The organism is Duncaniella freteri (assembly GCF_004766125.1).
Lineage (GTDB): Bacteria > Bacteroidota > Bacteroidia > Bacteroidales > Muribaculaceae > Duncaniella > Duncaniella freteri.
Map to the genome: position 1 here is coordinate 22419 of NZ_SJSA01000001.1, position 24958 is coordinate 47376.

At 52.6% G+C, this 24958-nt stretch carries 37 protein-coding genes; 21 read left to right on the top strand and 16 right to left on the bottom strand.

The features are described from left to right. Window positions 1-5 precede the first annotated feature (5 nt). From EZ315_RS00165 to EZ315_RS00190, 6 genes are all read left to right on the top strand, one after another. Window positions 6-566: a hypothetical protein gene (locus EZ315_RS00165; RefSeq protein ID WP_135469470.1), complete on the top strand. Its 561-nt coding sequence runs from the start codon at window positions 6-8 to the stop codon at window positions 564-566. Further along, a complete protein-coding gene (locus tag EZ315_RS00170; protein ID WP_135469472.1) occupies window positions 566-1687 on the top strand; it encodes a hypothetical protein in 1122 nt (373 codons plus the stop codon). The genes EZ315_RS00165 and EZ315_RS00170 overlap by 1 nt, the downstream gene beginning before the upstream one ends. Window positions 1688-1699: 12 nt before the next feature. Beyond that, a complete protein-coding gene (locus EZ315_RS00175; RefSeq protein WP_135469475.1) occupies window positions 1700-2944 on the top strand; it encodes a phage portal protein family protein in 1245 nt (414 codons plus the stop codon). A 65-nt stretch (window positions 2945-3009) separates the two neighbouring features. Next, on the top strand, window positions 3010-4569 hold the full coding sequence (locus EZ315_RS00180; protein ID WP_135469478.1) for a phage minor head protein: 1560 nt from the start codon (window positions 3010-3012) through the stop codon (window positions 4567-4569). Window positions 4570-4831: 262 nt separating this feature from the next. Further along, the gene (locus EZ315_RS00185) at window positions 4832-5314 is read left to right on the top strand and encodes a phage virion morphogenesis protein (RefSeq protein WP_135469481.1); all 483 of its coding nucleotides are present in this window, start codon (window positions 4832-4834) and stop codon (window positions 5312-5314) included. Beyond that, a complete protein-coding gene (locus EZ315_RS00190) occupies window positions 5311-5796 on the top strand; it encodes a hypothetical protein (RefSeq protein WP_135469484.1) in 486 nt (161 codons plus the stop codon). The genes EZ315_RS00185 and EZ315_RS00190 overlap by 4 nt, the downstream gene beginning before the upstream one ends. 48 nt (window positions 5797-5844) lie before the next feature. Here EZ315_RS00190 and EZ315_RS00195 read toward each other — a convergent pair whose 3' ends face one another. From EZ315_RS00195 to EZ315_RS00240, 11 genes are all read right to left on the bottom strand, one after another. Next, window positions 5845-6081 carry a hypothetical protein gene (locus EZ315_RS00195; RefSeq protein WP_135469487.1) on the bottom strand — a complete coding sequence of 79 codons (237 nt, stop codon included), beginning with the start codon at window positions 6079-6081 and terminating at the stop codon, window positions 5845-5847. 95 nt (window positions 6082-6176) lie between these two features. Continuing rightward, the gene (locus EZ315_RS00200; protein WP_242452455.1) at window positions 6177-6785 is read right to left on the bottom strand and encodes a DUF3164 family protein; all 609 of its coding nucleotides are present in this window, start codon (window positions 6783-6785) and stop codon (window positions 6177-6179) included. Between the two features lie 206 nt (window positions 6786-6991). Continuing rightward, window positions 6992-7153: a hypothetical protein gene (locus EZ315_RS16260; protein WP_170957411.1), complete on the bottom strand. Its 162-nt coding sequence runs from the start codon at window positions 7151-7153 to the stop codon at window positions 6992-6994. Next, window positions 7140-7334, bottom strand: a complete 195-nt coding sequence (locus EZ315_RS00205) for a hypothetical protein (protein WP_135469493.1) — start codon at window positions 7332-7334, stop codon at window positions 7140-7142. Before EZ315_RS00205 ends, EZ315_RS16260 begins: the two co-directional genes overlap by 14 nt. A gap of 4 nt (window positions 7335-7338) precedes the next feature. Beyond that, entirely contained in the window at window positions 7339-7827 is a 489-nt protein-coding gene (locus EZ315_RS00210) for a phage protein GemA/Gp16 family protein (RefSeq protein ID WP_242452456.1), read from the bottom strand. Between the two features lie 6 nt (window positions 7828-7833). Next, complete coding sequence (locus tag EZ315_RS00215) at window positions 7834-8481, bottom strand: ATP-binding protein (RefSeq protein WP_135469496.1); 648 nt, start codon at window positions 8479-8481, stop codon at window positions 7834-7836. Between the two features lie 7 nt (window positions 8482-8488). Beyond that, window positions 8489-8767, bottom strand: coding sequence for a hypothetical protein (locus tag EZ315_RS00220; protein ID WP_135469498.1), 279 nt, complete (start codon window positions 8765-8767; stop codon window positions 8489-8491). Further along, window positions 8764-8973, bottom strand: coding sequence for a hypothetical protein (locus tag EZ315_RS00225; RefSeq protein WP_135469501.1), 210 nt, complete (start codon window positions 8971-8973; stop codon window positions 8764-8766). The genes EZ315_RS00220 and EZ315_RS00225 overlap by 4 nt, the downstream gene beginning before the upstream one ends. Next, complete coding sequence (locus tag EZ315_RS00230; RefSeq protein ID WP_135469504.1) at window positions 8970-9821, bottom strand: ATP-binding protein; 852 nt, start codon at window positions 9819-9821, stop codon at window positions 8970-8972. Before EZ315_RS00230 ends, EZ315_RS00225 begins: the two co-directional genes overlap by 4 nt. A gap of 13 nt (window positions 9822-9834) precedes the next feature. Next, window positions 9835-11853, bottom strand: a complete 2019-nt coding sequence (locus EZ315_RS00235; protein ID WP_135469507.1) for a hypothetical protein — start codon at window positions 11851-11853, stop codon at window positions 9835-9837. A gap of 3 nt (window positions 11854-11856) precedes the next feature. Beyond that, window positions 11857-12231 carry a hypothetical protein gene (locus EZ315_RS00240; RefSeq protein WP_135469510.1) on the bottom strand — a complete coding sequence of 125 codons (375 nt, stop codon included), beginning with the start codon at window positions 12229-12231 and terminating at the stop codon, window positions 11857-11859. Between the two features lie 139 nt (window positions 12232-12370). Between EZ315_RS00240 and EZ315_RS00245 the strand changes: the two genes are divergently transcribed. Beyond that, window positions 12371-12847 (top strand): helix-turn-helix domain-containing protein, encoded by a 477-nt coding sequence (locus tag EZ315_RS00245; protein WP_135469512.1) that lies wholly within the window; start codon window positions 12371-12373, stop codon window positions 12845-12847. A gap of 744 nt (window positions 12848-13591) precedes the next feature. On the opposite strand, the gene EZ315_RS00250 is transcribed toward EZ315_RS00245, so the two are convergent. Further along, a complete protein-coding gene (locus EZ315_RS00250; protein ID WP_135469514.1) occupies window positions 13592-13915 on the bottom strand; it encodes a hypothetical protein in 324 nt (107 codons plus the stop codon). Between the two features lie 7 nt (window positions 13916-13922). Beyond that, window positions 13923-14135 (bottom strand): hypothetical protein, encoded by a 213-nt coding sequence (locus tag EZ315_RS00255; RefSeq protein WP_135469517.1) that lies wholly within the window; start codon window positions 14133-14135, stop codon window positions 13923-13925. Window position 14136: 1 nt separating this feature from the next. Between EZ315_RS00255 and EZ315_RS00260 the strand changes: the two genes are divergently transcribed. Continuing rightward, window positions 14137-14739 carry a hypothetical protein gene (locus EZ315_RS00260; RefSeq protein ID WP_135469519.1) on the top strand — a complete coding sequence of 201 codons (603 nt, stop codon included), beginning with the start codon at window positions 14137-14139 and terminating at the stop codon, window positions 14737-14739. A 468-nt stretch (window positions 14740-15207) separates the two neighbouring features. On the opposite strand, the gene EZ315_RS00265 is transcribed toward EZ315_RS00260, so the two are convergent. Beyond that, window positions 15208-15450, bottom strand: coding sequence for a hypothetical protein (locus tag EZ315_RS00265; protein ID WP_135469522.1), 243 nt, complete (start codon window positions 15448-15450; stop codon window positions 15208-15210). A gap of 320 nt (window positions 15451-15770) precedes the next feature. Here EZ315_RS00265 and EZ315_RS00270 point away from each other — a divergent pair, with 320 nt between their 5' ends. The 13 genes from EZ315_RS00270 to EZ315_RS00330 all read left to right on the top strand — a co-directional run bounded on the left by EZ315_RS00270 (window position 15771) and on the right by EZ315_RS00330 (window position 24413). After that, entirely contained in the window at window positions 15771-16379 is a 609-nt protein-coding gene (locus tag EZ315_RS00270) for a hypothetical protein (RefSeq protein ID WP_135469525.1), read from the top strand. Further along, window positions 16376-16786, top strand: a complete 411-nt coding sequence (locus tag EZ315_RS00275) for a hypothetical protein (protein WP_123478004.1) — start codon at window positions 16376-16378, stop codon at window positions 16784-16786. Before EZ315_RS00270 ends, EZ315_RS00275 begins: the two co-directional genes overlap by 4 nt. Before the next feature lie 225 nt (window positions 16787-17011). Further along, complete coding sequence (locus tag EZ315_RS00280) at window positions 17012-17251, top strand: helix-turn-helix domain-containing protein (RefSeq protein WP_128703008.1); 240 nt, start codon at window positions 17012-17014, stop codon at window positions 17249-17251. A 39-nt stretch (window positions 17252-17290) separates the two neighbouring features. Continuing rightward, entirely contained in the window at window positions 17291-17782 is a 492-nt protein-coding gene (locus EZ315_RS00285; RefSeq protein WP_123478008.1) for a hypothetical protein, read from the top strand. A gap of 252 nt (window positions 17783-18034) precedes the next feature. Continuing rightward, window positions 18035-18442, top strand: coding sequence for a hypothetical protein (locus EZ315_RS00290; protein ID WP_135469528.1), 408 nt, complete (start codon window positions 18035-18037; stop codon window positions 18440-18442). Window positions 18443-18648: 206 nt separating this feature from the next. Continuing rightward, window positions 18649-19104, top strand: a complete 456-nt coding sequence (locus EZ315_RS00295; RefSeq protein WP_135469531.1) for a plasmid mobilization protein — start codon at window positions 18649-18651, stop codon at window positions 19102-19104. A 4-nt stretch (window positions 19105-19108) separates the two neighbouring features. Beyond that, the gene (locus EZ315_RS00300) at window positions 19109-20305 is read left to right on the top strand and encodes a relaxase family protein (RefSeq protein ID WP_135469534.1); all 1197 of its coding nucleotides are present in this window, start codon (window positions 19109-19111) and stop codon (window positions 20303-20305) included. A 9-nt stretch (window positions 20306-20314) separates the two neighbouring features. Further along, the gene (locus EZ315_RS00305; protein ID WP_135469537.1) at window positions 20315-20809 is read left to right on the top strand and encodes a hypothetical protein; all 495 of its coding nucleotides are present in this window, start codon (window positions 20315-20317) and stop codon (window positions 20807-20809) included. 23 nt (window positions 20810-20832) lie between these two features. Then, window positions 20833-21345, top strand: coding sequence for a conjugal transfer protein TraK (locus EZ315_RS00310; protein WP_135469539.1), 513 nt, complete (start codon window positions 20833-20835; stop codon window positions 21343-21345). Between the two features lie 10 nt (window positions 21346-21355). Continuing rightward, window positions 21356-21853, top strand: coding sequence for a hypothetical protein (locus tag EZ315_RS00315; protein ID WP_135469542.1), 498 nt, complete (start codon window positions 21356-21358; stop codon window positions 21851-21853). Continuing rightward, the gene (locus EZ315_RS00320) at window positions 21840-23039 is read left to right on the top strand and encodes a conjugative transposon protein TraM (RefSeq protein ID WP_135469545.1); all 1200 of its coding nucleotides are present in this window, start codon (window positions 21840-21842) and stop codon (window positions 23037-23039) included. The genes EZ315_RS00315 and EZ315_RS00320 overlap by 14 nt, the downstream gene beginning before the upstream one ends. Before the next feature lie 21 nt (window positions 23040-23060). Then, on the top strand, window positions 23061-23933 hold the full coding sequence (gene traN, locus EZ315_RS00325) for a conjugative transposon protein TraN (RefSeq protein ID WP_135469547.1): 873 nt from the start codon (window positions 23061-23063) through the stop codon (window positions 23931-23933). 9 nt (window positions 23934-23942) lie between these two features. Then, a complete protein-coding gene (locus EZ315_RS00330) occupies window positions 23943-24413 on the top strand; it encodes a hypothetical protein (RefSeq protein ID WP_135469550.1) in 471 nt (156 codons plus the stop codon). 2 nt (window positions 24414-24415) lie between these two features. Here EZ315_RS00330 and EZ315_RS00335 read toward each other — a convergent pair whose 3' ends face one another. Together EZ315_RS00335 and EZ315_RS00340 are read right to left on the bottom strand one after the other, a co-directional pair. Beyond that, window positions 24416-24688 carry a type II toxin-antitoxin system YafQ family toxin gene (locus EZ315_RS00335; protein ID WP_135469553.1) on the bottom strand — a complete coding sequence of 91 codons (273 nt, stop codon included), beginning with the start codon at window positions 24686-24688 and terminating at the stop codon, window positions 24416-24418. After that, a complete protein-coding gene (locus EZ315_RS00340; RefSeq protein WP_123550349.1) occupies window positions 24685-24939 on the bottom strand; it encodes a toxin-antitoxin system protein in 255 nt (84 codons plus the stop codon). Before EZ315_RS00340 ends, EZ315_RS00335 begins: the two co-directional genes overlap by 4 nt. Between the last annotated feature and the right edge of the window lie 19 nt (window positions 24940-24958).

Here is a 24958-nt window from a genome sequence, read left to right on the forward strand (position 1 = left end):
AAACCGTGTCGGCCCGTCAGGTTGGCGAGCTGTTCTGCGGCCTCATTGAAGCCTGCGACGACATCAACGCTGCCGTCAGCCTCTTTTTATCGGTCAACCTCCCGGAGATTTTGGCCGACATCGACAAACGGCTCGCCGGGGCTGACACTGCCGCAGCCGACACACGCGCGGAGCTCCAAAAGTCCGAAGCCGCCCGCGCCCGTATCGACTCGCTCATCTCCCAGCTATCCGGCCAGAGCCTCGCGGCTCCGCTCCGTGTTGACATCATCAGCGCGCCCCGTACTGTAACGCTCGCCAATCCCGTGCGCCAGCAGATACGCGCCCGCCTGTTCCCCAGCTTCGGCCTCGGCTCTGTCCTCTGCATGGGCGACCACCAAGCCCTCGACGTTTCGCCCGACGGCTTCATCACCCCGCTGCGTCTCGGCCGCTCTTATGTCAATGCCGTGGCTACCTCCGACACATCGGTTTACAAAACACTTTGCATCGATGTTGTGCCACCGCGTTGCCGTCTCACGGCCTCCGGCGCGCTACGTCTCGACGGCAAAGGTAATTTAAGACTCACATAATGGCAACCGAAACACGACATATAAACTACAAAAGCGACTTTGTCCTCCGTGAGCGCTTCCGCGACGCTGCCGGCAAAATCGTGCCACTCCCCGACGGGGTGGACTTTGTGCTGACATATACAGTTAAGCACGGCCATACTTTCACGGCCTCGCGCTCCGGTGACGCTTATAAAAATTGCCTGCCCGACGGTGACGCCCTGCTTGTCATTTTCAAGGATCACGGCTTATGTGAGGGCACGCTGCGCCGTGAACTGCATTTGCAGCTAATTAACGACCTTATGCCCGACGGCCTGCAAAATGTATATTACCCCGCCGACCCCGGCGTAGAGCTCTGGCAGTTCGCCACCGACTCCCCGGGCGTCGTGGAGTGCGACCTGTTGGCGGCATACACCCGCGGCCTGCCGTTCACTTATGAGGATTTCACGCCGGAGCAGTTGGCCGCCCTCAAAGGCGACAAGGGCGACCCGTTCACATGGGCCGACTTTACCCCCACACAGATTGAGATCCTGAAAAAGCCGGCGACCGAAGCCGCCGACCTCGCCAACACAGCAGCCAAAAAAGCAGACACCGCCGCAAATGAGGTGCGCGAACAGGCGCAAAAACTTGCCGACACATCGTCCGAAGCGGTCAAGACTTGCAATGCTGCCACCCAAGCCTCAAAAGCCGCCACAGGGGCCGCAGAAACAGCCACAGAGAACGCCCGCAACGCTGCCACGGCAACCAATGCCGAGCGTGAGCTTACAGAACAGAGCCGCCAACGCCTCGAAGCCGTGCCCGACCGTGCCGAACAGGTAGCCGCGCCAATTCCCGACGGGCTGCGCGTCATCAGCCCGGGCGTTGTCACTCTTGGCAACGACGTGCCCCAATATATCCGCGCCCGGGTGCTTCCCGCCGGTGCGCTTCAAAATGTAATTTTTCAGGCTTTCGGCGGAGCTGCCGGAGTGGAGCCCGACGGGCGTGTGCTGCCATTCCGCCCGGGTGTCGCCCAGGTGCATGTTATCCCCACGCTCGGCACTCGCTTTTACCAGACTGTTGAGCTGCGCGTTGTCGCTCCCTCCCTGCGTCTGGCCGCCCCGGGCGCGCTCCGCCTCGACTCTGCCGGCAATATTCGTTTAACTTGACATTTCACCGCAATGGCTAATTTTTTAGATAACATCCGCGACTATTTCAGCCGCCCCACACGCTCCCAGCTTCAGACGCTGGCGCGCGCCGTCGCCTCCAAAAAGGGGGTGCAGATTTCGGCAATGCTCCAGCAGCAGTCCGACTCCCTGACAAAAAAGGACATTGCCGACTGGCGAGCCGCTAACCAAATGGCTATCGACTACGAAAACCCAAACCGTTGCCGCCTTTATGATATTTACGCCGATTGCGTCCTCGACGCCCACCTCTCCGGCTGTATCGCCCAGCGCAAGGGCAAAGTGTTGCAGAAAGATTTCCGCCTCGTGGACCAGAACGGCAAGGAAAACACCGCCGCCACCGAACTGCTGCAAAGTGAGTGGTTCGCCGATTTCCTCAGCCTGTGTCTGGATTCTATCTACTGGGGGCCGACCCTCATACAGTTGGGCGACATCATACGCGACGGCGGCCCGCTCCGTTTCAATAATGTGGAGCTTGTGCCGCGTAAGCATGTCATCCCTGAATATGGGGTTGTCGTGCGCTCCCCCGGCGACGACTGGCGCGGCGGCATTTCCTACCGTGAGGGCGACGTGGCTAACTGGTGCGTGGAAGTGGGCAAGCCGCGAGACCTCGGCCTGCTACTGAAGTGCGCCCCCTCATGTATCAGCAAAAAAAATATGCTGGCCTACTGGGACGTATTCGGCGAGATCTTCGGTATGCCTATGCGCATAGCCCGCGTTAACTCTCTCGACGAAGCGGAGCGCGCAAAGGTGGAGGCGTCTCTGCGCGACATGGGCGCGGCTCAGTACATCGTGGCGAGCGACGGCACCGAAATTGAAATTAAGGAAAGCAGCCGCGGCGACGCTTACAACGTCTATGACCGCCGCGTGGACCGCTGTAACTCCGAACTGTCTAAGGTGGTGTTAAATCAAACAATGACTATTGACTCCGGCTCCTCGCTCTCGCAGTCAGAAGTGCACCTTGAAATTTTTGAGCGCACCACCGAAAGCGACGCCACAATGTGCGCCCACATCATCAACGGCCGGCTCCTCCCGCTCATGGTCCTGCACGGCTTCCCGGTCAAGGGCCTGCGCTTCCAGTGGAACAATGCCGCCGCGTTCTCTCCGGCTGAAAACCGCGAAAACCTGCGCCTCGTACTTGAATATTTCAACGTGCCGGGCGAACACATCACCGAAACACTCGGCATCCCGGTGGAGTCTCCGCGCGAAGCCAAAACACAGCCCGACCGTTTTTTCGACTGAGCCGCACCCGGTCGCTTCTGGGAGTGGCCGGGCTGCGGCGCTCATATCTCGCGTTTAACGCCGCTTTGGGCGATTTGTATAGCGACGACCTCCTGCGACTCGCAGACGCGCCAGACAAGCCCGATTTTGACGACACGGCATTTTTTGACGCTGCCGGCATGGTCTATAATGCCGGTGGCTTCGACGCGTCGCAACTTTCCACCCCCGAAGCGCGCCGCCTCATCGCAGAGACTCTCAAGCAGATTAACCGCGCCATTTCCTCCGGCGTCTCCTATGAGGTGCCGGAAACGGTGCGCCATGCCCTCGAAAACAATGCTTTTATTTTCTCCGGCTTCAAGGCTTACCACACGCTCCGCGAGGTGGGCTTGTCGCTCACTACCGACACCGGCGAAATAAAGCCCTTTGAGCAGTTCCGCCGCGACGTGGAAAAAGTCAACAACCAATATAACCACAATTACCTTTATGCGGAATATAACCACGCGGTCGGGGCTTCTCTTATGGCTGAACGCTGGCAAAAGATTGAAGCCGACGGCGACAAATACGACCTGCAATACCGCACGGCCATGGACGACCGTGTGCGTGAGGATCACGCCATTCTACATAACACGACGCTGCCACCCTCTGACCCGTTCTGGGAAATGTATCTGCCGCCCAATGGCTGGAATTGTCGCTGTACGGCGGTACAGGTCCGCAAGGGCAAATATCCCCAGAGCGACCCGGCCCTCTCCATGCTCCGGGGCAACAACTGCACCGAAGCGGCCAAACAGCAGATTTTCCGCTTCAATCCCGGCAAAACATTAGAACTGTTTCCAGCCAAGCACCCATATTTCAAAGGGCCGAAGCCGCAGCAGGTAAAGCAGGCCATTGAGGGCTACACACCTGCGGAGTGGACCCCTAAAACAGTGGCCGAAGCTGAGCAATTTTTCCGCGACAAACTCGGCGTTAACTGCTCCCTAAAAGGCTTTACTAAAACCAATATGGCACAAATTGAGTCTATTTTCCGAAGCGTGGAGCGCCATTTTCAATGTTGGCCGGAACTAAAAAAAGAAACGTTGTTTGTCGGTACCATTCGCGGTCGTACTGAGTTAATGACCTCCGCGCTGTTTGAGGAATACAAACGACTATACCCGGGACAACGTGAAAGCCTCCTGCTGGATATGGCTAAAAAATACGCCCGCAAAGCCTGTGCAAGTCCCGGTTGTTATGCCTATTCTCACGGATATGGCAAGCAGTACGGTTTAAGCGGTATTTGTTTTAACACCTCATGGGCTGGCGAAAAAATAGATAAGTCACTCGCCAGCGATGTTAAAAGCAAGTGGCACCCGCCCGGCTGCGGTACTCTTAAAGCGGTTTTTGACCATGAGCTGGGCCATGAGATTGACCGCCTGCTGGGCCTCCGCTCAAATGCAGACTTTCTCAAGCTGTTCAATCAGGAACACAGCAAGGGCAAAGCGCACATTACCGAGGTACTCTCAACCTATGGCAATAAAAATGCCGCTGAGTTCATCGCTGAGGCGTGGTCCGAATATCTTAACAACGAAAAACCGCGGCCAATAGCGGTCGCGGTGGGTAATATCATTAAAAAACTATATGAAGAAAAACATCAATCTTCATCAAGCAAATAAACGCGCATTTTCTCGCGCTCCCCCTTGGGTTCAAATACAAAATTGCCCTTTTGTCCGGGCAATATATGGTCGTGACTCTCTGCCCCGTCCTCTATGATTTCAGACGGGATAAAGTCAAAAGCGGCACAGGTAAGCCCACGCCGAAAATGCTTGCAGTCCTCACACATGTAAGGTTGCGTTATTTCCTTATCGATAATATGTCCCATTGTAGCCGCAAATTTAATAATTTATTCTGGTATAACAACACTTAAACACCAATTAAATGCTCGACCCCAAGCAATTAAAGGCCGATATTCTCGAAGATATGCGCGTGGAGCTCTCCGACGAGTTCGACCGCAACTTTGAACGTAAGGGCTTTTTCTCCGACAAGTGGAAGCCTCGCGCACACGATTACGCGCGTGGCTCGCTCCTCATGCAGTCCAAGGCAATGCGCCGCTCCACACAGGGCGAAGTGTCCGGCGACGGCGTGCGCTTTACCTCCTCGGAGCCTTACACGGCCCTGCACAATGAGGGCGGGACAATCACCGTTACCGGCAAAATGAAACGCTTCTTTTGGGCGAAGTTCAAGGAAACAGGCGAGGTCGGCTGGAAATATATGGCCCTTATGAAAGTGGGGCAGGTTATCAAAATCCCGCAACGCCAGTTTATCGGCGACGGCCCGGAAACGCAAAAATTGATCCGCGACGTTATCCAGAGCAACCTCGACAAATTCAATTTACAACTAACTGAATTTTTAAGACAATGAGAAAAGCAATTTTTTACGCTGTGGCCGAAGCCGTGGCCGCTGTTCCGGGCGTGGAGTTCGTGGACCTCTGGAACGACGACGGCTCGCACTTTTCCGGCGGTGCCGTCTATCCGCTCCCGGCGGTGTTCGTGGAGTTTGAAGCTGTGGAGTGGAAGCAGCAGGGAATGGGCGCCCGCCGTGGCTCGCTCGCCCTCCGGCTTCATGTCCTCACCCGTGCCGTGCTGACACACGGCCACAACGACCCCCACATTCCTGAAGCCTTTGAGGTGTTCGACCTCCTCGACCATATCAACGCCGCAATGCAAGGACTGCGCGGCCCCCATTTCTCCGGCTTCATGCTCACCACCTCGGCGACAAACCACGCACACACCGAAATATGGGAAAATGTGGAGCGTTACATCTGCGGGGTGCAGGACATCACCGCTATGCGGCCGCCCTCGCGCGTTCTCGGCCTCTCTGCGGCCATTAAACAGACCGACTAATACAACAACACCCCCGGCGGCTCTTGCGTCCGTCAGGGGTGTTTATTTTCACCAATCATCAAACAGGGAGGGGGCGGTGTCGCGGTTTCGTTCCTCTTTGTCCGGGTCAACGCCCAGCAAATTTAGATAAGTGCGGTAACAAATGCCAAACTCGGGCTCGATATAGCGCCGCCACACTGCCGCGTAACATTTGGCTTGGTTGCCTGCTTCGTAATGCAAGGCCGTGACAGCCTTGATTTTTGCAGCTCGCGCCAGCGTGCTTTTATGTCGCTTTTTGCTTGTCATTCTCACCGATTTTTACTAACTTTGCACTGTCCTTTTACATCAGGCTCAGCGCTGGCGGTTAGCGGCTTCGGTTCGCACGCTGGCGCGGCGTCTTTTTAAGGCTCTGCCTTTGCCTCGGTCTCGTCCGCCTCTGCGGTCGCTTCCGGGGCTTTTTCTTCCTCGGTCAGAAGATCCACGTCTGTAATGCCAAGCGGTATGTTACGCCAAGCGCCGGTCCCTTTGTCGCGGTACTGGGCGCGGATATAGCGCCGTGTGGCCGTCGGCTGGTAACTCTCGCGAATAATTTTCACACCCTCTTTGAACTGGTCGTCGTCGCTCTCGTCGGCAAGTTTCTGCAACTGGAGCACACGGCTGGCGTTGAGGTTGCCCTGCTTGTCAGTGCTCAGCAGCCGGAGAACGGTCTGCACAAGCGTTTTGGTTTTCGCGTCGGTCGCAAGGCTTTCAATGTACTTGCGTACCATTGCAATGCCGGCCGTTACCATGTCGCCCCAGCCGTCAACGGTGTTAACGCCTAATGTCAGGCGCATGGTGCTGTCTTGGTTGGTGAATGTGTGCGACCATTGCCCATCCTCCTTGAAGCCCACGACCTCGGCTTTCATTTTGAGCACAGTGTCAAAATTGCCGAATACGGTATCTTTTACCGTCTTAATCTGTTCGCTCAGGCTGCGGAGCTCGGGGAGCGCGGTCTCCAGCTCTTGGTCCACTAATTGCGCGTAAGTCTCGCGCTGCTGTTTGCGGCGCTCTGCCGCTTCCTTTTTCTTTTCGGCTTCCTGAAAAGCCTCCCACTTGGCGAGCTGTTCCGCCGTCATGGTAACTTGGGTCTTTTCACTCATCGGTAAATGGTGTTTAAGTGGTTATTAAATTGTGTTTAACTGTTTCGGTGTTTGTCCTTTTACACCGGCCCAGCTCCTTAGTTGTCGTAGTCCTCGGCGTCGGGACTCTCGAAGTTGAGCGACCCGGCCTCTTGCGAAGCCCACCACGCCAGATCATCCAGCAGCTCGGCCCGGGCGTTCTCGCTCATGTGCGCCGTCTGCTCTTTAATCATCTCTTTAATCTTTTCAAGTTCTTTCATTGTTTCGCTTTTTGAATTGCGCTTTTATTAGTTTGCCGGCTTCTCCGGGCTTGCCTACCAGCAGCCACGCCACCATCTCCAGCAACAGACCGCCCATGAGCACCGCAACGGCTATTGCTATCCATGCCCACCAGAATGGGAGGCATACTTTGCGCAGGTTCTTTTTAGTTTTCTCTTTCATTCTCTTAATTGTTTGAGGGGTCAAAACTGCCGGGGGTCGTGTAGTGCTGCATGAGCAGCGCGTCGGTCAAAGCGTCAACCGCCCGGGCGTCTTTTACCTTGTTGTTAAATGTCGCTATGAGGTTGCGCAGCCTCTCGCGGGGTATTTTGTTGAAGTCGCTGTAACCACTCGCACGCTCTGCAATACCTTTGATCTTCGCCACGTTCTCGGGCTGCCCGGTCTGCCGAAGCCAGCCGCCAATCGCGGCAATTACCTGCTTGCGCAGTTTGTCAAGTCTGGCCGTGCCCTGCTTCTCGTCCACCTGCTCGCTCAGCTTGGCGCAAATGTCTATGAGCTGGTGTTGGCTCAGGTCGCGGCTGCTCTCAACGCCCCAGCTTGTCAGGATCGCGCGCTTGGCTTCATCATCAAGCCCCAGCACCGTGCAAAGGGTGTGATAACGCTTTAATAGCCCTTTGTGGATTTGGTCCATTGTTTTATTTTCCTTTTTCGCCATTGTCATTTACTTTAATTGTTCTGCCCAATACTCTGCCGCGCCCTGCTCCCAGATTATGAAGTCCGCGCCGCCCTCGCCCCGCTCTGCGTCCTCGTAGCGTGTCGTAACAAATGCCTTGAAGCCCTCAACCTTGATTTTTATCTCGGCGTCATAGCGGATTTTTCCGGCCAACTTGCCGTCCGGATCCTTGCCTGCCCGGTCGGCCTGACTTATGAAAATAAACAGTTTATCGGGGTACTCTCTTTTGAGCTTCTTAAAGCTGGCCCAGTTGAAGCCGTCCAGATATTGCACGCTGTCAATTATGATTATTTCAGGGCTTTTGCGCTTGTTCAGACGCGCCCGGAGCTCGGGGAGTTCCTCTTTGTTCAGCAGGATCACACTGTTGCCGGCTTCGCCCATTCCGACGCGCTCCCATGCCTTTTGCAGTGATAGGCTCAACCCCTGCTCGAGGCTGTTGTAGGCCACGCGCCCAAAGTTCGCCAGATACTTGCAGAGCATGAGCGTAAACGTGGTTTTGCCGGAGCCGGAGCCGCCCCATATTATCCACGTTCCGCGAAGCTCGGGACGGCCGAAGCTCGCCAGCCATTCACCGGCAAACTCCACCGTCTCAAACCGCGCTGCAAGCACATTTTGATTGCTTATCGCTCTGCTCATTCTCTCGTTATTTCATCTTTGGCCGAAGTCTCAGCACATTGGGACCGTACCCCTTGGCCTCAATCATCTTGTTTAATGCTTTTCGTTTTGCCGCCAAATCCTCGGAAGTGCTGGCGGTAATTTTCACTACAAGCACCCGGCGACCTGTAAGCGGCTGCGTTGTCCGTTTAACTGTTATGTCGCACGTCCAGCCCTCCTCGAGCCATGTCTGCAACACCTCGGGCACCCACCCGGGCATTAGCTCGAAAGTGCTGCTATATTTCAGTGTTACGGGGTAAGGTTTCATTTTTGAATTTGTTTTTTATATTCTCTTAGTCGCCGTATGCAAGCGCCCATTATGAGCGCTTGGTCGGTCTTGCCTTTGATGTTTCCGGCAATGGTTGCCACGATTGTGTCGGTTAGCACCTCCAGAGCCTGCCCCATGTCGTCACACTCGCAAATAGTGTTATAGACCTTGTAGCTTATCTCCGTGCTTTTGTTCTGCTTGCTCATTTTGCACCTCCTTTCACCTTGGCCCATACGGAGCGTTTAACGCGCCGCAGGTCGCCGTCGGCCTCGTCTATAATGCTGTTAATTGTCTTGGTGTCTGTCACACCGTTGGCGACGCATACGGCGGCCACGTCCTCACTGTTGTGGAGGGGCAGTTCCACAAACTTGCGACCCAAGCGGCTGAAGATCTCCGCATAGCCTTTGCGGTTCAGGCGCAGCCCCTTTTCAATCCGGGCGCGCAAGTAGCTGGTCGCGGTCAGGATAATGCCGCAGTGGTCCTCAAGCTGGTTGTAAAGGCTTATGAAAAAGTAAAGCACTTGGTCGCTCAGCTTGTCGGCCTCGTCCAGAACTATGAGCGGCGTTTCTTTGCGCTTCAACGTGTCTACAATAGCGTCCATCATGTCGGCCACGGTGTTGCCGCTGTATGCCACGCCCATTGTCTGGAGCACCTTTGCCATGAACGTGCGCCGGTTCCAGTACTCGGAGCAAACAAGGTGGTACACGTTGCGCCCGGCTGCCGTGTAGTTCTTTACGGCCTCGGTCTTGCCGCTCCCGGCTTCACCGATTACAGCCATCACCAGGGCGTCGCGCTGCGCGTTCTCCAGGGCAAAGGTCATGGCGTTGTAGGCACGGGTCGGCACCAACTGCCACCCCTCGGCGCCGCGCCCGTTTATCTGCCCGGCTATGCTGCGCCACATCTCGTCGGCTATGGTCTCCCAGTTGCCGGCCAATATCTTGCTCACGGTCGCGCTGCTCACCTTTAACGCGGTGGCCGCTTTGTTCTGGCTCCCTTTTTGCTCGCAGTAGGCGCGGAGCTGGTCGCTGATCTGTTGTTTCTCTTGTGTTGTCATATCCTTTTACGTCTTAAAAATTACTGTAATTAAATTCTTCTGTATCACTGTCGCCGTGCGCCGTTATCGGCACTTCTATTGCCTCGACCTCCAGCGCGTCAATGTCGGCGGCGGTCAGCCGTTTGCGGCTCCGGTTATCTTTGTGCTGTCCCCGGCTGTCGGTTATCAGCAGCCGGTCCTCTATGCTGCCGCGAAGCGCCGGGGTGCCGGCTATGATTTGCTCGGTGGCGGTGTAGGCCAGTGCCATGCGCTCGGCTGTCCGGGTCTCCAGTTGCTTGTTATAGTCGCGCACTCTCTGCAACTGCTCGGCATCCCCGGGCTGCCGGTCGGCTAAGGCCATCGGCTGCACATACTTTTCCTCAAGCATGTAGCGGCGTTGCCCGTTCTCGCTCACTGCAAGCACCTCCCGCAGGTCGTCGGGGTCATACTTCACGGTCCACCGCTCGGCGGCATGGTCGCGGAAACTCAGGTCAAAGCAGTCATAATCACGCTTAACGCCCAATATTGTGGGGCGGAGTCCGCAACCCTCGAGCACGTTCTTAAAGCCGGTTTCTACTCCGAAGTTAAGCAGGTAGGTTTCACGGCTCAGCGGTAAGCGGTTTTCAGTCTTCAACTTGCCATATCCGGCCATAAACTCCTCATATTTCGCCATGCGCTCCAGTCTCATCATTTCGTTAATCTGGGTGCGGAGGCCTGCTTCGTCGGGGAAGTGGTGGCGCATACGGTTCAGCGCGTCGCTGTTCGGCTGTCGCTTCGGGTTGCTGGTAATACCGAAGCCCGACCAGTTGTTACACCTAATGCAATAGCGCGTATTTAGATAGTTGAAGTAAGGCTCTACGGGCTTGGCCTTGGCGTTGTGCGCCTGTGCCGGTGTCACCTTGCCGCCCATTACGGCGTAAAGATCGTGCATGGTCTTAATCGCGTAGCGGTCGCTCTGCACTTGCGTGGCCCGGAGCATTTCGCCGGTCAGTTCTCGGCTGTGGCGGGCTGCGTCTCTCAAAGCCTCTTTAATCAGCGCCGGGCTCTCGTGCGTGCCTATCGCGTAGCCTATCGGGTAGTTATTGAATACGTCAAGCACTACAACCATAGTCAGGCGGTTGGTGTAGGTTGTCACATTGTGCCCCTTTTTGTCGGTCTTGGTAGTCTGGTAGAGCAGCTCCACAGTCCAGCCGTCAAGCGACCACATCAGGAACGGGGTTGTCGGGCGGCTGCGCTTCACCTGCATTGTCACATTGTTGCGGAAGTTCGACACTCCCAAACGGCCGGCCCTTATCACGGTGCCCAGCTTCTCACGCCACACGGCTACCGCTCCAGCGGTTATGGATTTCCACCCCTTGGCTGCTGCAAAGCGGTTGTAACCCTCGCAGACCAATGTGTCGGGGAGGTTGTTGTGGTGAGCCAGTAGAGCGGTCAGCACTTGCTCCTGTTCCTCGTCGGCTACCTTGGCGGCGTTGCCGTTCAGATACTTGCCGGAGATAAAGCACACATAACCCTGCTGCAAATACTCCTGAAATTTCATTTGCAGACGGCGCGCGCTCCTGGGCAATGAATGGGGGAAACTGTCGGCCAATCTCGGGAGCGCTGCCGCGGCTCGCGCCCAAAATTCTTTAGCGGCCACGGCCTTTTTACCTGTGCGCTGCCGCTTGCTTACATGAGCCTCCCAGCAACGCCGGAAAGCGTTCATAACTGCCGCGTTGCTCGCATACTCCAGCACTTTGTCCTCGGGCAAATTTCGCCCGTCGGCCAGTTTGTAGGTCTGGAAATAGTCAAGCGCCTTTGCGTCCGGCTCGATAGTGTCGACAAACTCTTTGCTTTCGGCCCGCTCCTGCAAGTCAGGATAACGGCGGTAAACCTCCGTGCGCCATTTCAGGGGCAAACTGTCAACGGCATACAACGCCGTGCGCCCATTGCCGCCCTTGCGCACTTGGTTGACCTGACCCTTACGCACTAATGCGTTAAGATTGGAGGTCGTGATAATGCGCCCTGTCAGCTCCGCGTGGCTTATACAAATTTTTCCGTTAACTGTCTCCATAGGTCACGCGTTTTTTGCCTTGTTTTGGAGTTCTCCGATTTGGTTGATTGCTACGTTATGTTGTTCAGCGACGACCTCCCCGTTGCGGTCGTAAATTGTTACGACACCAGTTGCCTTGTCAGCCTCCAGCATTGCACCATTAGGGAAATACTGACGCATATAACCGTCAGCGTCGTGCATGGTCTCCATTTGCGGAGCCGTCACCATGATAATGCCGCCTCTATTCAGCGCCATTTTACGGATTCTGCGTTCTGTGGCTGTGCCTTTGTTTATGTCATCAAACCGAAGCGCACGCCAAAGGGTCTGTCGGGAAATACCGCGAAAAGCCTTTGTTATAAATTCGCGGGTTTCCTTGGTAGCTGTTATAAAATGCTCCATGTCCTTTTACTTTATAGGGTTCTACATTCGTGGAAAATCACGATTTTTTCGTAACTTTACCGCGGCGTTACAAGTAACACGCTGCAAAGTTCGTAATTTCCTACGACATATAAAAATATTTTCGTAACTTTTTACGAGCATGAATGAAAATTTAGACAATCATAGCAATACAATTCACCAGAGAATTGCCCAAATAGTTAAGCATTTCGCCGCCGACAACAACTCATTAGCGGCTAAAAATCTTGGTGTTAGCGAGGGGACTATACGGTCTTACCGCAATGGAACGACCCCAAAAGCCGACGTCTTAGAAAAAATCGTAAGAACTTACGACGTTAACGCTATGTGGCTTCTGACCGGAGTAGGGGAGATGTGCGCCCCTAACCAGTCCATGGCCGATAATGTCAGAATTTCCGGGGATACCTCACTCGTTGAATTTTTTAAGCAATTTGACCCCTTGCTTCAACAACGGGACGACAAGCTACTCCGACAAGCTGAGGAAATCGGGCGACTCCGCGAACAACTGGAACAAGCACGCCACACCATTGAACGCCTTGAAGCCGGAAAAAACGTCTCTACTACCCACCACGCCCCGAAGCCTGCGCCTGTTGTTCCTTAGCGTCATGGTGTGCACGTTATGGGATCACCTCGTGCATACTCAACTGACCCCACCCAAGCCCCCAAAAAGGCCGTTTTTCGTGTTTTTCACGCCTTTTTTGAGCCGCTTGATACATTAGACACCTTAAATCAGCAAGTTAACCACTCCAAAACGGCATATTTTAACGGTGAAATTTTGGTATTAAAGGGGTGTTAAACCCTCAAAAATCGCCCTTTTCGTTCCCAATTTTGACACTATGGGGGTCGGTAGGGGGGTGCGTAGGTGTACCCAAGTGTATGTCCAACTGTGTATCCAACCCAATTTAAGGGAACGAAACGAGCACAATCTCGACCACTCCCCCACCCCGGTTTTACCCCTCCCGGAGCAGGGCACAGCAGCAACCATTTAAGGGGTCGTTAAACGCCATTAAACACCTGTGCCACTCCGTCGGTCATTCGCCCACATGGGCGCGCTGCGTTGCTCTCTCCCCTACCCCGCTGCCGTGGCGGCAGAATGAGCCACAAACGCGCCAAACGCTTGAATTTAGCCGCTTTTGAGCCTCCGGCGGCCACTCGTCAGGGCACGACGCAGCGACGGCCACACAGCCGGTTAAATCCAGCCATGCAGCCGCTCAAAATTAAAGCCGGTTAAAGCCCGGTTAAACCTCGATTAAAGATATATTAAACGCTCGCGCCCCAAAATTCAACCCGGATTAAAGCAATTTCAACTTTTTGCACGTTTCGTTTTTCCGGCGCGCCCGACCACTCAACCCCTCATCACGCTTGCAGTCAACCAATTAAGCCACCGACCGACATTCACACCGTTGCTCGCTTCGTTTTTATGCCCGTACTCTATATTCTTTTCTCTCATATCTATCAGCTCATGACGGCATTCACCCAGCATTTCATTCAATGATGTTGCAGTGTCGGCAAGAGCCATTGTCAAAGGATTCTTGCCGGTCTGCCGCCAACGCTTGCAGAATTCATCCTTGCCCATGCTCCCGGCCGACATATACATTCTTTCAATGGCAGCATACTCTTCTGCGTCAGTCTTCAGGCCTGTGCGCTCCTCAAATTCTTTCTGTGTCATGATGTCTTTATTTTATTTCGTTAATAATCGGTTTCTGAGAACAGCCGTAGGCATACATCAGCCGGTCTTTCAACTTCTCTACATAGAATTCCGGGGCTGTGAACATGATGCCGCTCTCCTCATTGTAACTGAAGGGTACGCCGTCTAAAATCAGCACCGTGGCTACCTTGTGCTTGACGCTCTGCGTCTGCCATTTCTTGGTTTCGTCTGTCTCGCTCATAATGCTAAATTTTATCAACTCGCGGTTTTTTCGTATATTTGACCGCTCGTTCATTACTGAATACGCTGCAAAGTTAAGCGATAATTTTCGCGAATCCAAATTTATCAACGATATTTTTCGCATTATGTGTAAAATTTTATCTCGCATAAAAATTTTAGCGGATGCCGAGGGGGTTTCCATTGGCACCATTGAGCGTGTAATAGGTGCAAGTAGAGGGGTTATATCCAAGGCAATATCCAAAGGCACCGATATACAGTCTAAATGGTTGGAACTCATTTGCGAAAGATATCCTAAGTATTCTCCCTTATGGCTATTAACAGGCGAAGGGGATATGCTGAGAGAATCCGCATGTGGTACAACAATGCACCAGGAGTCGCACCCCGAAGAAGCATCTGAGAAAAATATCGCAGGTTGTACTCAAAAATTTTCACAGCAAGATCCAAACGCCATACTCATCGAGCGTTTCATGACTACCATAAGGGAACAAGCAGAAGAGATAGGCCGACTCAAGGAACGTATAACACAGCTTGAACGCGAAAAAAACGAACCCACGGTATCCTGTCAAACTGCACCAAGGGAGCTTTCAACATCCCAAGTGGACTAATCAGTATATGGAATGAATTTGGGATATGCCCAAACTGAACGAAAAGGATACCAAAGGGAACCCCGGAACGCCCCCGAATCATCTCTTTTCTGTGTGTTACCCCCTCAAATTAGGGTATAAAACAGCGTAAATAGCTGACTCCCCCTTATTTAATAATGTGTATATTGGCAAAGCCATGGTTTTTTCTTCATAGTGAAATGCAAAAATCGGGGGTCTATTTTGAAAAAACGGTATTTTCCCTCCCCTCTATTGCACCCCCCGATTACCCCAAATGTGAATATCCACTTTTCACAAAGTGAATATCCACTTTGAATATCCACCTGAATATCCACCTCTCAAAATTGACCGTTCTAACATCAAAAAGGTGGAGCTGTGAGGCTCCACCCGGAAGGTCATCGATCTAACAGCACTCCGAGGCTGTTATAACGTTGTTATTATGTCATTCTCATCGTCCTGTGGACGCTTGTCTTAGCAAGAATCATCTGCGCCATCACCGGCTCCACGAGGGGCTGTGAGCAGCGTAGTTTGCTGTATTATCGCACGTTTAGTGACAACTGAGCCTCTTCCGCTCAACCCGGCGCGGCGCAGATAATCATACCCACAACCCACCTGTTCGGGGGTCAAATGATGGAAAATGGCTGCAATAGAGCCAAAAGCGAGGGTTTTGCGCTTGCCTGTCAAGTGGACGATGATACATTTGGTCTGTCTCATACTCGTAGAATTTTCCGCAAATATACACAAATAACCGCTATTTGCAACCTTTTGAATAATCAAATTATCAGAACCGGCACAAAAAAATCGGTGCAAAGCCGACTTTTAAAATGAAAATGTAAGGACATCCATCCTAAGACACAATCTTATGTAAACGCCATGTAAACCTTTACCCCCTCTTATGTAAACGCCACGTAAACCTATGTAAACTTTTTATACGCTTCGTTTTTTTGACCACCAAATCTAGTAATCTCGTAACTCTCGCAAATTCAACGCATTTCATAAAATTCGCTTGACCTCAGTATCAAACGCTTCGTTTTATGCCCCCCACACGGCTTAAAGAGGTCAATGGAATCATCAGCGGTTATGACGGTGGTATGATGCCTTTTGAACAGGCGTTTGCGCTTGCACGGTTCTACTATGACTTTCAGGATACCAACGCGCTTATAGCCGATGCGGAGGTTATGGCCGGTGAGAATCCAGAACAGCTGAAAGAGACAGCACTTTCCCTCAAAGCAGAGACCGCGACACTCCTTAATAATATAGGACGGCTGGACGGTGTTGATTTCCGGGGGATTGCAAACACGCACTCCCGATATTATCATGCCATATTCCAAGAGGATTCGGACGAGCTTAACCCATACTGGAAGCGGTATTGCGAGCTGAACAACCGTCTTGACTATCTACCTATCGACTCAAAGGAGTATGCCGAGGCCGAAAAGGAGTGCGATGCGGCAAAGGCGGAGCATGACAGACGGCAGACCGATGTCAGGAGGATATATGCGGAATATGAGCGTGAGAACCGGCGCGCCGGGGATGTCTTTTCCCTAAAAGCCCCATATCTGTACGCTCTCGCGGCTAAACTTAATGGCATTGCCGGAAGCATACTCAACGACCTTGACCGTATGGAGAAAGGAGAAGGCCAATGAGCGGAAGCCAGCTGCTTGAAACCGCCAAGTGGCGGGATGTGGTTGAATTAGGGCTGTGCATGGCGATCCACGACGTATGCAACGACAGCCAGTTTGAAAACTGCACACCTCTCGACTTTGCCAATTTCCTTAACGTAAGGGAAGTGACAAAATCCATAGCCGTGTTGCCGAAAGAGAAACTACGGGTATGCTACATGGTCTTTGCCGTGGCGCGGAATATCAGTCCGAGGAACGAGGCGGAGACATGGACGCGGTTGTTCCTTCAACGCTGCGGCATCGCCAGGTCTTACTACGACAAGCACCGCTCCGACATCTGCGCCGATTATGCCACAGAGGACAACCAAAACTACCGCAAATCCATAGACGGAGCCATCGAGGGATGGCGTTCAAGGCGGAAAACCCCGTAAAAATCCGGCTTCTCCCCATTTGTAACATATTAAGAAACTTTGCAAACGCACTATGCGACTGAAATTCAGCGTATAGTGCGTTTGCCATTTTTAACCTTTCCCCGCGGCCGCCACATTGAGCCACATGGGAACGGCTGTAATTTTGCATCGGAACACAAAGGCTGACAAGTCTATCAATCAGCACATTCCAAAATCAAAAATATCAACTAAAACATCTCATTGTCGATGCAGACAAAACGAAAATTACTCAACTCGCAGGAAGCCGCCGACTATCTCGGCTTCTCCCTGTCCTACTTCCGCAAGATGATGATGCGGCGCGTAATCCCCATGTATAAGCCGAGCGGCAAACTCTGCTTTTTCGATCCCGACGACCTTGACGCATATCTCAAGAGCGTCCGCATATCGTCGCATGACGAGATTGAAGCCGAAGCAGCCCGCTATCTCGCGAACAAGAAACCTCTTTAACCACCTACAAATCACCTACAAATCCAATCGTTCAAGACTATGCCTACAGACATTACAATCGTACCGGGTACCAAGTCCGGCAAATCAACGGACACCAAATCCAAGGACTCAAGAACCGCAAATCCAAAGAAAACCCAAATTATCATGGAGTTCCTTCACGAATGTACGCCATACGAGGCCGACGCACTCCGCGCCATGCTCTCGATTGCCGCAGGGAAAAGCACGGTGGAGACCATGCCGCAGTATGACCGCTCCGCGCTCAACCGCTATCTCAACTTCGGATGCGACAAGGAAGCCACCGGAACCGACAGTGTACGGGCGCATCGACAGACCCGGGCACTGGAGCTGATGAAATCCGTGTCACAATATGTGGGGAAGGAGGAGATTATTGACATCACCACCGCGCTGCTCACCGTATCTTCCGACAGGCAGGACATACAGACGGTGTTGAACAATCTTCCGAAATTGCAGACATCGGGCACCAGTCATAATATCGGAAACGTGCCGTCTAATGCGTCGATGCCGAAATAGAGAATCATCGTCAGTCCTCTTTTCCCCTCCGTTTTCGTTGTTTCTCTATCCTTAATTATAAAAAGTCGGAACTGATGTTTGAAGGATATTTGAAAACGCAATCTTATATGAATTGAATATCATAGATATACTGACTGACGAGCAGAGGGGACAAGGAGAACCGCCGAGAAATTTTCATACACAAATTTTCTGTTTTGAAATTTCCAATCTTTGGCATTTCGCCAATAAACCATCTATCAGAAAACAAGGAACATGGAACCACAAAATCAATATCCATTTTCATCTGTAAACATCCGGCTGACATCGGAAGCCGTCGAATGGCTGTCGGGAACAACCACCGACAACGACGGCAACGAAGTTCGCAACATTGCCATCTTCAGCAGACTGCTGAAAGACATGAGAACAACGCCCGGATATGACGATACATTCCGCAGGCCGCTCAACCTGAAGCCCGGTCAGGCTCAATTCTCGGAAATCGGTATCGCCGACAAATGGAATTTTGGACGGAAGAAGATGCACAATATCCTTGCAAAAATGGAGGCCGCAGGACTGGTCGGCATATACAACTCCCGTGTCGGCTCGGCAGTCTCGTTCTCCTGCATAATGGGCTGGAAGAACTCCGTCGGAGAGCTGGTATCTAACGGATTCTTTGCAGATTGAGAGCCGAATCAGATGTGCCATGAATATCCAGAAGTCCAGGTTTGAAGACCGCGTTTTTTGAGAAGTGTTGCGAGATATGTTTTGGTGTTACACCCGGCTCCGCCCGGTTGCACCAAAACGCCTCGCCCTCCCTGCGGTCAGGGTCATGGCCGCTCGCAGGCTCGCACCCGATAATCAGTTTTACATATCACCGAATATCCGCTTATATGAATCATACAGATAACAGCCCCGACAAGAACGCCGGAAAGACAAAGCGAAAGAAGCTGCCGCCAGAGGCCGTGCGCTCCTGCACAGTCACCACAAAGATGACAGCCGCCGAGCGTCGGAAGATACACGAAATGGCCGGAGGATGCGGACTGACTCCAAGCGACTACATGAGGCATAGGGCACTCGGCTATGAGCCGCCGTCGGCACTGACGACCGAGGAAAAGGCATTGCTGCGCAACCTTGACGGATGCCGCTTGGACATTCTCAACTTCGCCAATGCACTCGCCGGAATGGGGCATGACGAGAGAATACGGCTTTTCCAAAAGGTGTCGTTCATGCTCGACTGGTACAAGCAGGTAGTGCCTATTACCAATGCCGTCACCGAGTTTATTAACGTCGTTACGAGCAGCGGCAGAATCAGGATAAGGACAACCAGAAAGAATAAAGACAACTGAAAACATGATAGCGAAAGCCAAATCAATATCGCACGGCATAAACGCGCTGAACTACATAACAGGCGTGTCGGCGAACAAGAAGCACCTGGAGAATATATTTCACATCTGCGACAGCCTTCTCCCTCCCGGCATAGACCCTTTGGGGATATGGAACTCGGTAAAGCTGGACTCCTTGTGCCGTCCACGAATGAAGAACAACCTCATAAGGATAGAGATAAGCCCGGCGGTGGAACATACACGTGATTTCACGCCGGAGGACTGGAAACAGCTCTGGCAGGATTTCGTCACGGAGTTTGACCGTCAGGAGATGAAAGACAGGAAAGGCCGCTTGCTCTCTCCAAGAACCAATCTCGCAGGAAGCAAGTCAACCGTGTGGCTGCACCTTGAATCCGACAGCGGGACTCCGCACCTCCACGCGATAGTGAGCCGTCTTGACGAAGACGGAAACATCAACAACGACAGCAACATCCATTTGCGGGCACAACGGGCGGCGGAACGTGTCGCGAGAAAACGGGGCTGGCAGACAGCGGCCAATATCCACGACATAAACCGTCAGTCTGTCAGCCGCGACTGTCTCGATGTCCTGTACAGAATGAGTGAATGGTCGATTGACGATTATTTCGCCCGGCTTGAGGCGAAAGGATATAGTTTCAAGGTAAGGACTGATGAGAAAGGCGTAATCCGAGGATATATACTGAAAAAAGGAAATGCGAAGTTCAAGGCATCCGAGTTAGGCAAGGGTCGCAACCTCATGGCATCCAAACTTGAAGCAACATGGAATAAACTGCACCCGACGCATGGACAGCAGACAAAAGCCGACAGCGAGGAATACTATAATCGACCCGACTATACCGCTTACAGACCTGATACCCGGCGAGTCAATTTCGAGCATGAAGGCAATTCCTACACCCGTTTTATCCCCGAACAGGTCATGCAGATGTTTGATAACGAGTTCGACAGCAACGAGGTGGACAACTGGGTCGACCTTATCAACGAAGCGTGCTACCATTTCGCCGTGGCTATGGGCTATATGGCGTTTCTCAACGCACCGGCCCACGTTTCAGGTGGCGGTGGGTCATCGGGCAACGACCTTCCGAGGAAGCGCGACGACCTGGAGGAAGAGATCGCCCGTGCCCGTCGTTGTGCCGAGGCAGCCCGCTCCAAGATAGGAATTGTAAGAAAACGAGGATTCAGAAGATAAGCACGAATTATGGCACTCAAAAAATTCGACATATCGGAGGTCAACAAAGCCGGGGCTGACGAAAGGAACGATGAACTGCGACAGAACGAAATCGCCGCGCAAAACAATCTTGCCGGACAGATCCGAATCTTCGTAAAGGAGGCTCCAAACATTATAGAAGCATTGGATAATGCACTGTTGAAACTGGACGCTCAAAAATTCTCATCTTCGGTAAACGACGGCATGAAGAAGACCGTCAGCGAAATGACGAGATCTTTCATCGCCGGGGTCAAGCCCACGGTTGACCGGATTGACAACAGGCAACGAGTTTCCCTTCCAAGTATTGTGTTCTATGTGGCATTTGACACGCTGATATGGCTGCTCATATTCTTTGCATTGGTAGTCTATGCCTCCTGTCAGCCCAATGTATCGGAAACACTGCCAGGCATAATCGGGACGACTTTCTTCTTCTGGCTTGTCTCCACTGCAGCCATCGTTTACCTCTCACGCAAATTCAAATGGTAATGATTGTACAAGTAACAAAAACAATGATCAGCCTAAATATGCTCTGTTCCGATACATTCCCAACAATGCCGATAAAACACCTCCGTCGGGGCTGTTTTGTTACCCACTCAAAAATAACAATTTGTTACCCGTTGATAATCAATGCTAAGCATGGATATATCGAAAATTTCCACCAGTATTTTTTCAATCTCCCTCCCGACAACGACTATATCAAGTGGACTGTCGGCAAGGCGATGTATATGGCTGACGGCACCGCCCTGAAGCAGAAGCAGGCCCTTGATGAGAACGGCTTTTATTCCGACATCATATCATCTTCGGCTGTCTGCACCATAATCTGTGACTCTATCCAGTTCGACGAGCATACACGCAAGTTCAGCTACTACGGGACGCAGATTATCAAGAGGCGCACGCGCGATCTCAAACGCACCATGCTCACCACCGGCTATGTGGAGAATGTGCCACGTACCCAGAACAATCCCCACGGACTGATGATAACCAACTGGCGTACTCTTGAAAACAAAGACCTTGACTATTAAAACCTGACTTATGAAATCCCTAAGACAAACTTTCAGAGACAACCGGAGGAAAGCACATGGCGCGATACGCTCATGGCTCCGGCCAAAGATGGGTGCCATAGGCACACGCTACCGTCTGGCCGCCCGGATAAGGAAGGCCAATTCATGGGCCATGCGACACCCTCGCCGGACTTTCGGCTATGTCGTCGGCTCCCTGCTGATGATACTATTGTGCGATATCATAGTGACCGGGGCGCGGATGGAATCTCAGGAGCCGGAACTGCAATCCATCGCCAAGGTCGAGCCTATCTTCAGCGGCTTCCGCACCATTCAGGCCAACAAGGAGGCGCAACGCCGACGGCTCATTGAGATAACAGGTGACGGTCAGGCGGTCAAGCATGAACTTGACTCCCTTATCGCCATTCCACACAAGAGCCATGACGACTCAATAGGCATAATACGCCGGTACAGGCAGCTTGAACAGATTGTAAAATCCCTCAAACATAACGATAACAATGAAAAAGATTAATTTCAGACAACCGAAGTATATCTTCCCTGCGGTGATTTTCGTGCCGCTGTGTGCGCTGATATATTTCGCAATGGAGACTTTCGGCGGTGGTGGCGATGACCCTCAGGCCGTGGCGACAGACCGTATCAACTCCACTCTGCCGGAGGCCAACGCCGAGGCTCCCGGTGACAAGATGTTCGAGATGTCACGCCGCTTCGGTGACGAGGACGCCTTTACCGCCGTGGGTGCGCTCGGCGAGGAACAGGAGGAACGCGAGGCTCTTGAACACGGCTACACCGAAGACGAGCTGAACCGTCTCGACGCGGCCGAGGCCGAGCGTATCCGTCAGCAGCAGGAGCTGGAGGAACTGGAGCGTTCCCTTGCTGAATCGCGCCGGCATATCAACTCATACGCTTACGGCGACGGCTATAATCCTGCCGACTATGAACCTGCCGTTGACCCCCGTAGCGAATATGCACGCGACCTTGAGGCGATACAGCAGCGCAGCTACGAGCGTCAGAAAGCTATTGAGGCCGGACTTGGCATAGGACAGCCCGACCCGGAGGAAGCCATGCGCAAGCACCGGGCCGACTCCATAGCAAGAGTGCGTGAGATCGAGCGTGAGAAGAACCGCCCCCTGCTGGTGCTTAAATCACGGGAGACCAATGCCGACAAGTTCAATACCGTGGGGAGTTCGGCCGATAATGTCGATGCTCCGCTTATCCGTGCCATGATCGACAAGACAACAAAGGCGCACGAGGGCACGAGGCTACGTTTCAAGTTGCTCGATGATGTGACCATACATGATGTGAGGCTTGCAAAGGGCACATACCTGTACGGCACCGTCACCGGCTTCGGCCAACAGCGTGTCCGCGCCGCCATCACTTCCATTCTTGTAGGCGGAAAGTTCCTGAAAGTGAACCTGTCGGTGTTCGACAACGACGGCATGGAGGGCTTCTATGTCCCGGAGTCCGCTTTCCGCGACTTTATGAAAGAGGCGGGTACCAGCACAGTGCAGCAGAATATCAGCTTTGAGTCGGAGAGCGGCTACGGCTCCGGAATATCAGGCGAGGCCATCGCTTTGCAGGCTCTCCAGAATATGTATAACTCCGCGACTTCCGCTGTGTCGGCCAATATCCGCAAGAACAAGGCGAAAATCAAATACAACACTATCGTTTACCTTATCAATTCAGAGGAAGCATATTAACCGGTAATCAACCAACCCATTATGAAAGATAAAATTATTGCAGCGACCCTCGCGCTATGCGCCGTCGCAATCCCGGCGACAGCCAAAGAGAAGATCCTTGTCAACTCGGAAGTGACAACACATATCGTCATGCCTGAGAATATCAAGATGGTGGACTTATCCACCACTAAGATTATCGGCAACCAGTGTGCCGACAACATAGTGCGTATCAAGCCGTTCATCGAGGCTGACTCTGTACCCGCCCACTACCGCGAGGGTGAGCTGATGGGTACTCTCACACTCATCGGCGAGCGGCATCTGGCACAGTACGATGTGGTATATACCGCCGCCCCTTCGCGTGCCGCCTCTATCCACCGTGTGCCATACGCCGGATTGGACTCATACATCAATCCGGAGGTATCCATGCCTCAGTCGGAAATGGCACGTTATGCCTGGGCCGTATATGGCAGCGGTCGAAAATACAATCAGGTGGTCTCCAAAGCCAACGGCATGAAGGCGATTGTCAACAACATCTATTCGATAGGCAACTATTTCTTCATCGACTACTCCCTTCAGAACAGCACGAAGATAGCATACGACATCGCCGAGGTGCGAGTGAAGCTCACTGACAAGAAGGAGGTCAAGGCCACAAACTCGCAGACGGTGGAATTGTCGCCGGTATATTCGCTGAACCTTGCCAGGAAGTTCAAAAAGAACTACCGCAACGTGCTTGTGCTCGACAAGCTGACTTTCCCAGACGAGAAGGTGCTCCGCATCGAAATATCCGAGAACCAGATAAGCGGACGTGTCATAACCCTTACCGTGGAGTATGACGACATTCTCAACGCCGACGGCTTCGACTCCGACATACTCAAAAATCTGCCGTTCAACTATTCACCCCATATTTACAAATAATCCGGCACTATGAAAAAGACACTATTCGCAATCATCTGTGCGGTGGCTTCTCTCACGGCCACCGCGCAGGAAAACAAGATAGCCGTCAACGCAGGCTTCCTGTTCCCGTCAACTCTCAACGCCACCGTTGGCTACGAGAGGTCGTTCACCTACGGCAACGCCGTGGAGGTCTATGGCGAGATTGGCAATCATTGGAAATCGGGCGAGGGTCAGTTCTGGAAAGGTTATTACTGGGACGGGGGCATAATCTACAAACACCGTTTGCACCGTTACAAGAACGGCAGCTTCCGTGTCCGCTTCGGCCCTCAGTTCGGAGCGGTGGAGAGAAAGTTTTTCATCGGTATCGAGGGAGGCTTTGAATACAACTATGTGTTTCAGAACGGATGCGAGTTCTCGATCATACAGAAGAATAATGTGAATTTCCTGCATGGCGACACGTTCCGCAACGGCCTCATGCTCGGATTCAAGATACCTTTCTGAAATCAGCCGAACAATTCCGAATGGGAGCCGAGACGCACAAGATTGATCTCATCTGTGTCCGGGTCAAACCATATCAAAAGGAAATCACCTTCTATATGGCACTCCATGTGGCCGGCATAATTCCCCGTCAGAGGGTGAGGACGGTTTTCTTCCGGTATCGGCTCCTCATTTTGTAGCAACTCCAGAATCCTGAACAGTTTTTCAACCTTTTTCGGATTATTGCGGAAACGCTTGTAGTCTTTCTTGTATTGACTGCCGGGTTTTAGTTTTTTCATAATCCCATGGATTTTTCCATCGCCTCAACCGAGGAAAGATTCAGGGCAGGCTCGTTGCGGAGACGACCGCTTGCCGCCTCTTCCATTGCCTCAAGTGTGACAGCATTAGGTTCGTGGTATGCGGCATCAAGGAGAACAGTCTCAACATAATTGTTAAGGCTGCGGTTCTGCCGTTTTGCAAGCTGCTTCAATCTGTCAATGAGTTCCACGGAAAGGCGGAAGCTCTGGTTCTTTTTCAGTGCTATTTCCATATCCATATTATTTTATACT

What these genes read in the sequence shown, in the direction of transcription:
- EZ315_RS00260 (WP_135469519.1), top strand. Translation starts at nt 14,137, where the DNA reads ATGCTAAATTTTATCAACTCGCGGTTTTTTCGTATATTTGACCGCTCG.
- EZ315_RS00255 (WP_135469517.1), bottom strand. Translation starts at nt 14,135, where the DNA reads ATGAGCGAGACAGACGAAACCAAGAAATGGCAGACGCAGAGCGTCAAG.
- EZ315_RS00210 (WP_242452456.1), bottom strand. Translation starts at nt 7,827, where the DNA reads ATGGCGAAAAAGGAAAATAAAACAATGGACCAAATCCACAAAGGGCTA.
- EZ315_RS00330 (WP_135469550.1), top strand. Translation starts at nt 23,943, where the DNA reads ATGAAAAAGACACTATTCGCAATCATCTGTGCGGTGGCTTCTCTCACG.
- EZ315_RS00170 (WP_135469472.1), top strand. Translation starts at nt 566, where the DNA reads ATGGCAACCGAAACACGACATATAAACTACAAAAGCGACTTTGTCCTC.
- EZ315_RS00245 (WP_135469512.1), top strand. Translation starts at nt 12,371, where the DNA reads ATGAATGAAAATTTAGACAATCATAGCAATACAATTCACCAGAGAATT.
- EZ315_RS00295 (WP_135469531.1), top strand. Translation starts at nt 18,649, where the DNA reads ATGAATCATACAGATAACAGCCCCGACAAGAACGCCGGAAAGACAAAG.
- EZ315_RS00340 (WP_123550349.1), bottom strand. Translation starts at nt 24,939, where the DNA reads ATGGAAATAGCACTGAAAAAGAACCAGAGCTTCCGCCTTTCCGTGGAA.
- EZ315_RS00280 (WP_128703008.1), top strand. Translation starts at nt 17,012, where the DNA reads ATGCAGACAAAACGAAAATTACTCAACTCGCAGGAAGCCGCCGACTAT.
- EZ315_RS00215 (WP_135469496.1), bottom strand. Translation starts at nt 8,481, where the DNA reads ATGAGCAGAGCGATAAGCAATCAAAATGTGCTTGCAGCGCGGTTTGAG.
- EZ315_RS00235 (WP_135469507.1), bottom strand. Translation starts at nt 11,853, where the DNA reads ATGGAGACAGTTAACGGAAAAATTTGTATAAGCCACGCGGAGCTGACA.
- EZ315_RS00185 (WP_135469481.1), top strand. Translation starts at nt 4,832, where the DNA reads ATGCTCGACCCCAAGCAATTAAAGGCCGATATTCTCGAAGATATGCGC.
- EZ315_RS00190 (WP_135469484.1), top strand. Translation starts at nt 5,311, where the DNA reads ATGAGAAAAGCAATTTTTTACGCTGTGGCCGAAGCCGTGGCCGCTGTT.
- traN (WP_135469547.1), top strand. Translation starts at nt 23,061, where the DNA reads ATGAAAGATAAAATTATTGCAGCGACCCTCGCGCTATGCGCCGTCGCA.
- EZ315_RS00285 (WP_123478008.1), top strand. Translation starts at nt 17,291, where the DNA reads ATGCCTACAGACATTACAATCGTACCGGGTACCAAGTCCGGCAAATCA.
- EZ315_RS00315 (WP_135469542.1), top strand. Translation starts at nt 21,356, where the DNA reads ATGAAATCCCTAAGACAAACTTTCAGAGACAACCGGAGGAAAGCACAT.
- EZ315_RS00220 (WP_135469498.1), bottom strand. Translation starts at nt 8,767, where the DNA reads ATGAAACCTTACCCCGTAACACTGAAATATAGCAGCACTTTCGAGCTA.
- EZ315_RS00265 (WP_135469522.1), bottom strand. Translation starts at nt 15,450, where the DNA reads ATGAGACAGACCAAATGTATCATCGTCCACTTGACAGGCAAGCGCAAA.
- EZ315_RS00230 (WP_135469504.1), bottom strand. Translation starts at nt 9,821, where the DNA reads ATGACAACACAAGAGAAACAACAGATCAGCGACCAGCTCCGCGCCTAC.
- EZ315_RS00300 (WP_135469534.1), top strand. Translation starts at nt 19,109, where the DNA reads ATGATAGCGAAAGCCAAATCAATATCGCACGGCATAAACGCGCTGAAC.
- EZ315_RS00205 (WP_135469493.1), bottom strand. Translation starts at nt 7,334, where the DNA reads ATGAAAGAGAAAACTAAAAAGAACCTGCGCAAAGTATGCCTCCCATTC.
- EZ315_RS00175 (WP_135469475.1), top strand. Translation starts at nt 1,700, where the DNA reads ATGGCTAATTTTTTAGATAACATCCGCGACTATTTCAGCCGCCCCACA.
- EZ315_RS16260 (WP_170957411.1), bottom strand. Translation starts at nt 7,153, where the DNA reads ATGAAAGAACTTGAAAAGATTAAAGAGATGATTAAAGAGCAGACGGCG.
- EZ315_RS00195 (WP_135469487.1), bottom strand. Translation starts at nt 6,081, where the DNA reads ATGACAAGCAAAAAGCGACATAAAAGCACGCTGGCGCGAGCTGCAAAA.
- EZ315_RS00320 (WP_135469545.1), top strand. Translation starts at nt 21,840, where the DNA reads ATGAAAAAGATTAATTTCAGACAACCGAAGTATATCTTCCCTGCGGTG.
- EZ315_RS00225 (WP_135469501.1), bottom strand. Translation starts at nt 8,973, where the DNA reads ATGAGCAAGCAGAACAAAAGCACGGAGATAAGCTACAAGGTCTATAAC.
- EZ315_RS00335 (WP_135469553.1), bottom strand. Translation starts at nt 24,688, where the DNA reads ATGAAAAAACTAAAACCCGGCAGTCAATACAAGAAAGACTACAAGCGT.
- EZ315_RS00270 (WP_135469525.1), top strand. Translation starts at nt 15,771, where the DNA reads ATGCCCCCCACACGGCTTAAAGAGGTCAATGGAATCATCAGCGGTTAT.
- EZ315_RS00305 (WP_135469537.1), top strand. Translation starts at nt 20,315, where the DNA reads ATGGCACTCAAAAAATTCGACATATCGGAGGTCAACAAAGCCGGGGCT.
- EZ315_RS00240 (WP_135469510.1), bottom strand. Translation starts at nt 12,231, where the DNA reads ATGGAGCATTTTATAACAGCTACCAAGGAAACCCGCGAATTTATAACA.
- EZ315_RS00275 (WP_123478004.1), top strand. Translation starts at nt 16,376, where the DNA reads ATGAGCGGAAGCCAGCTGCTTGAAACCGCCAAGTGGCGGGATGTGGTT.
- EZ315_RS00250 (WP_135469514.1), bottom strand. Translation starts at nt 13,915, where the DNA reads ATGACACAGAAAGAATTTGAGGAGCGCACAGGCCTGAAGACTGACGCA.
- EZ315_RS00310 (WP_135469539.1), top strand. Translation starts at nt 20,833, where the DNA reads ATGATCAGCCTAAATATGCTCTGTTCCGATACATTCCCAACAATGCCG.
- EZ315_RS00290 (WP_135469528.1), top strand. Translation starts at nt 18,035, where the DNA reads ATGGAACCACAAAATCAATATCCATTTTCATCTGTAAACATCCGGCTG.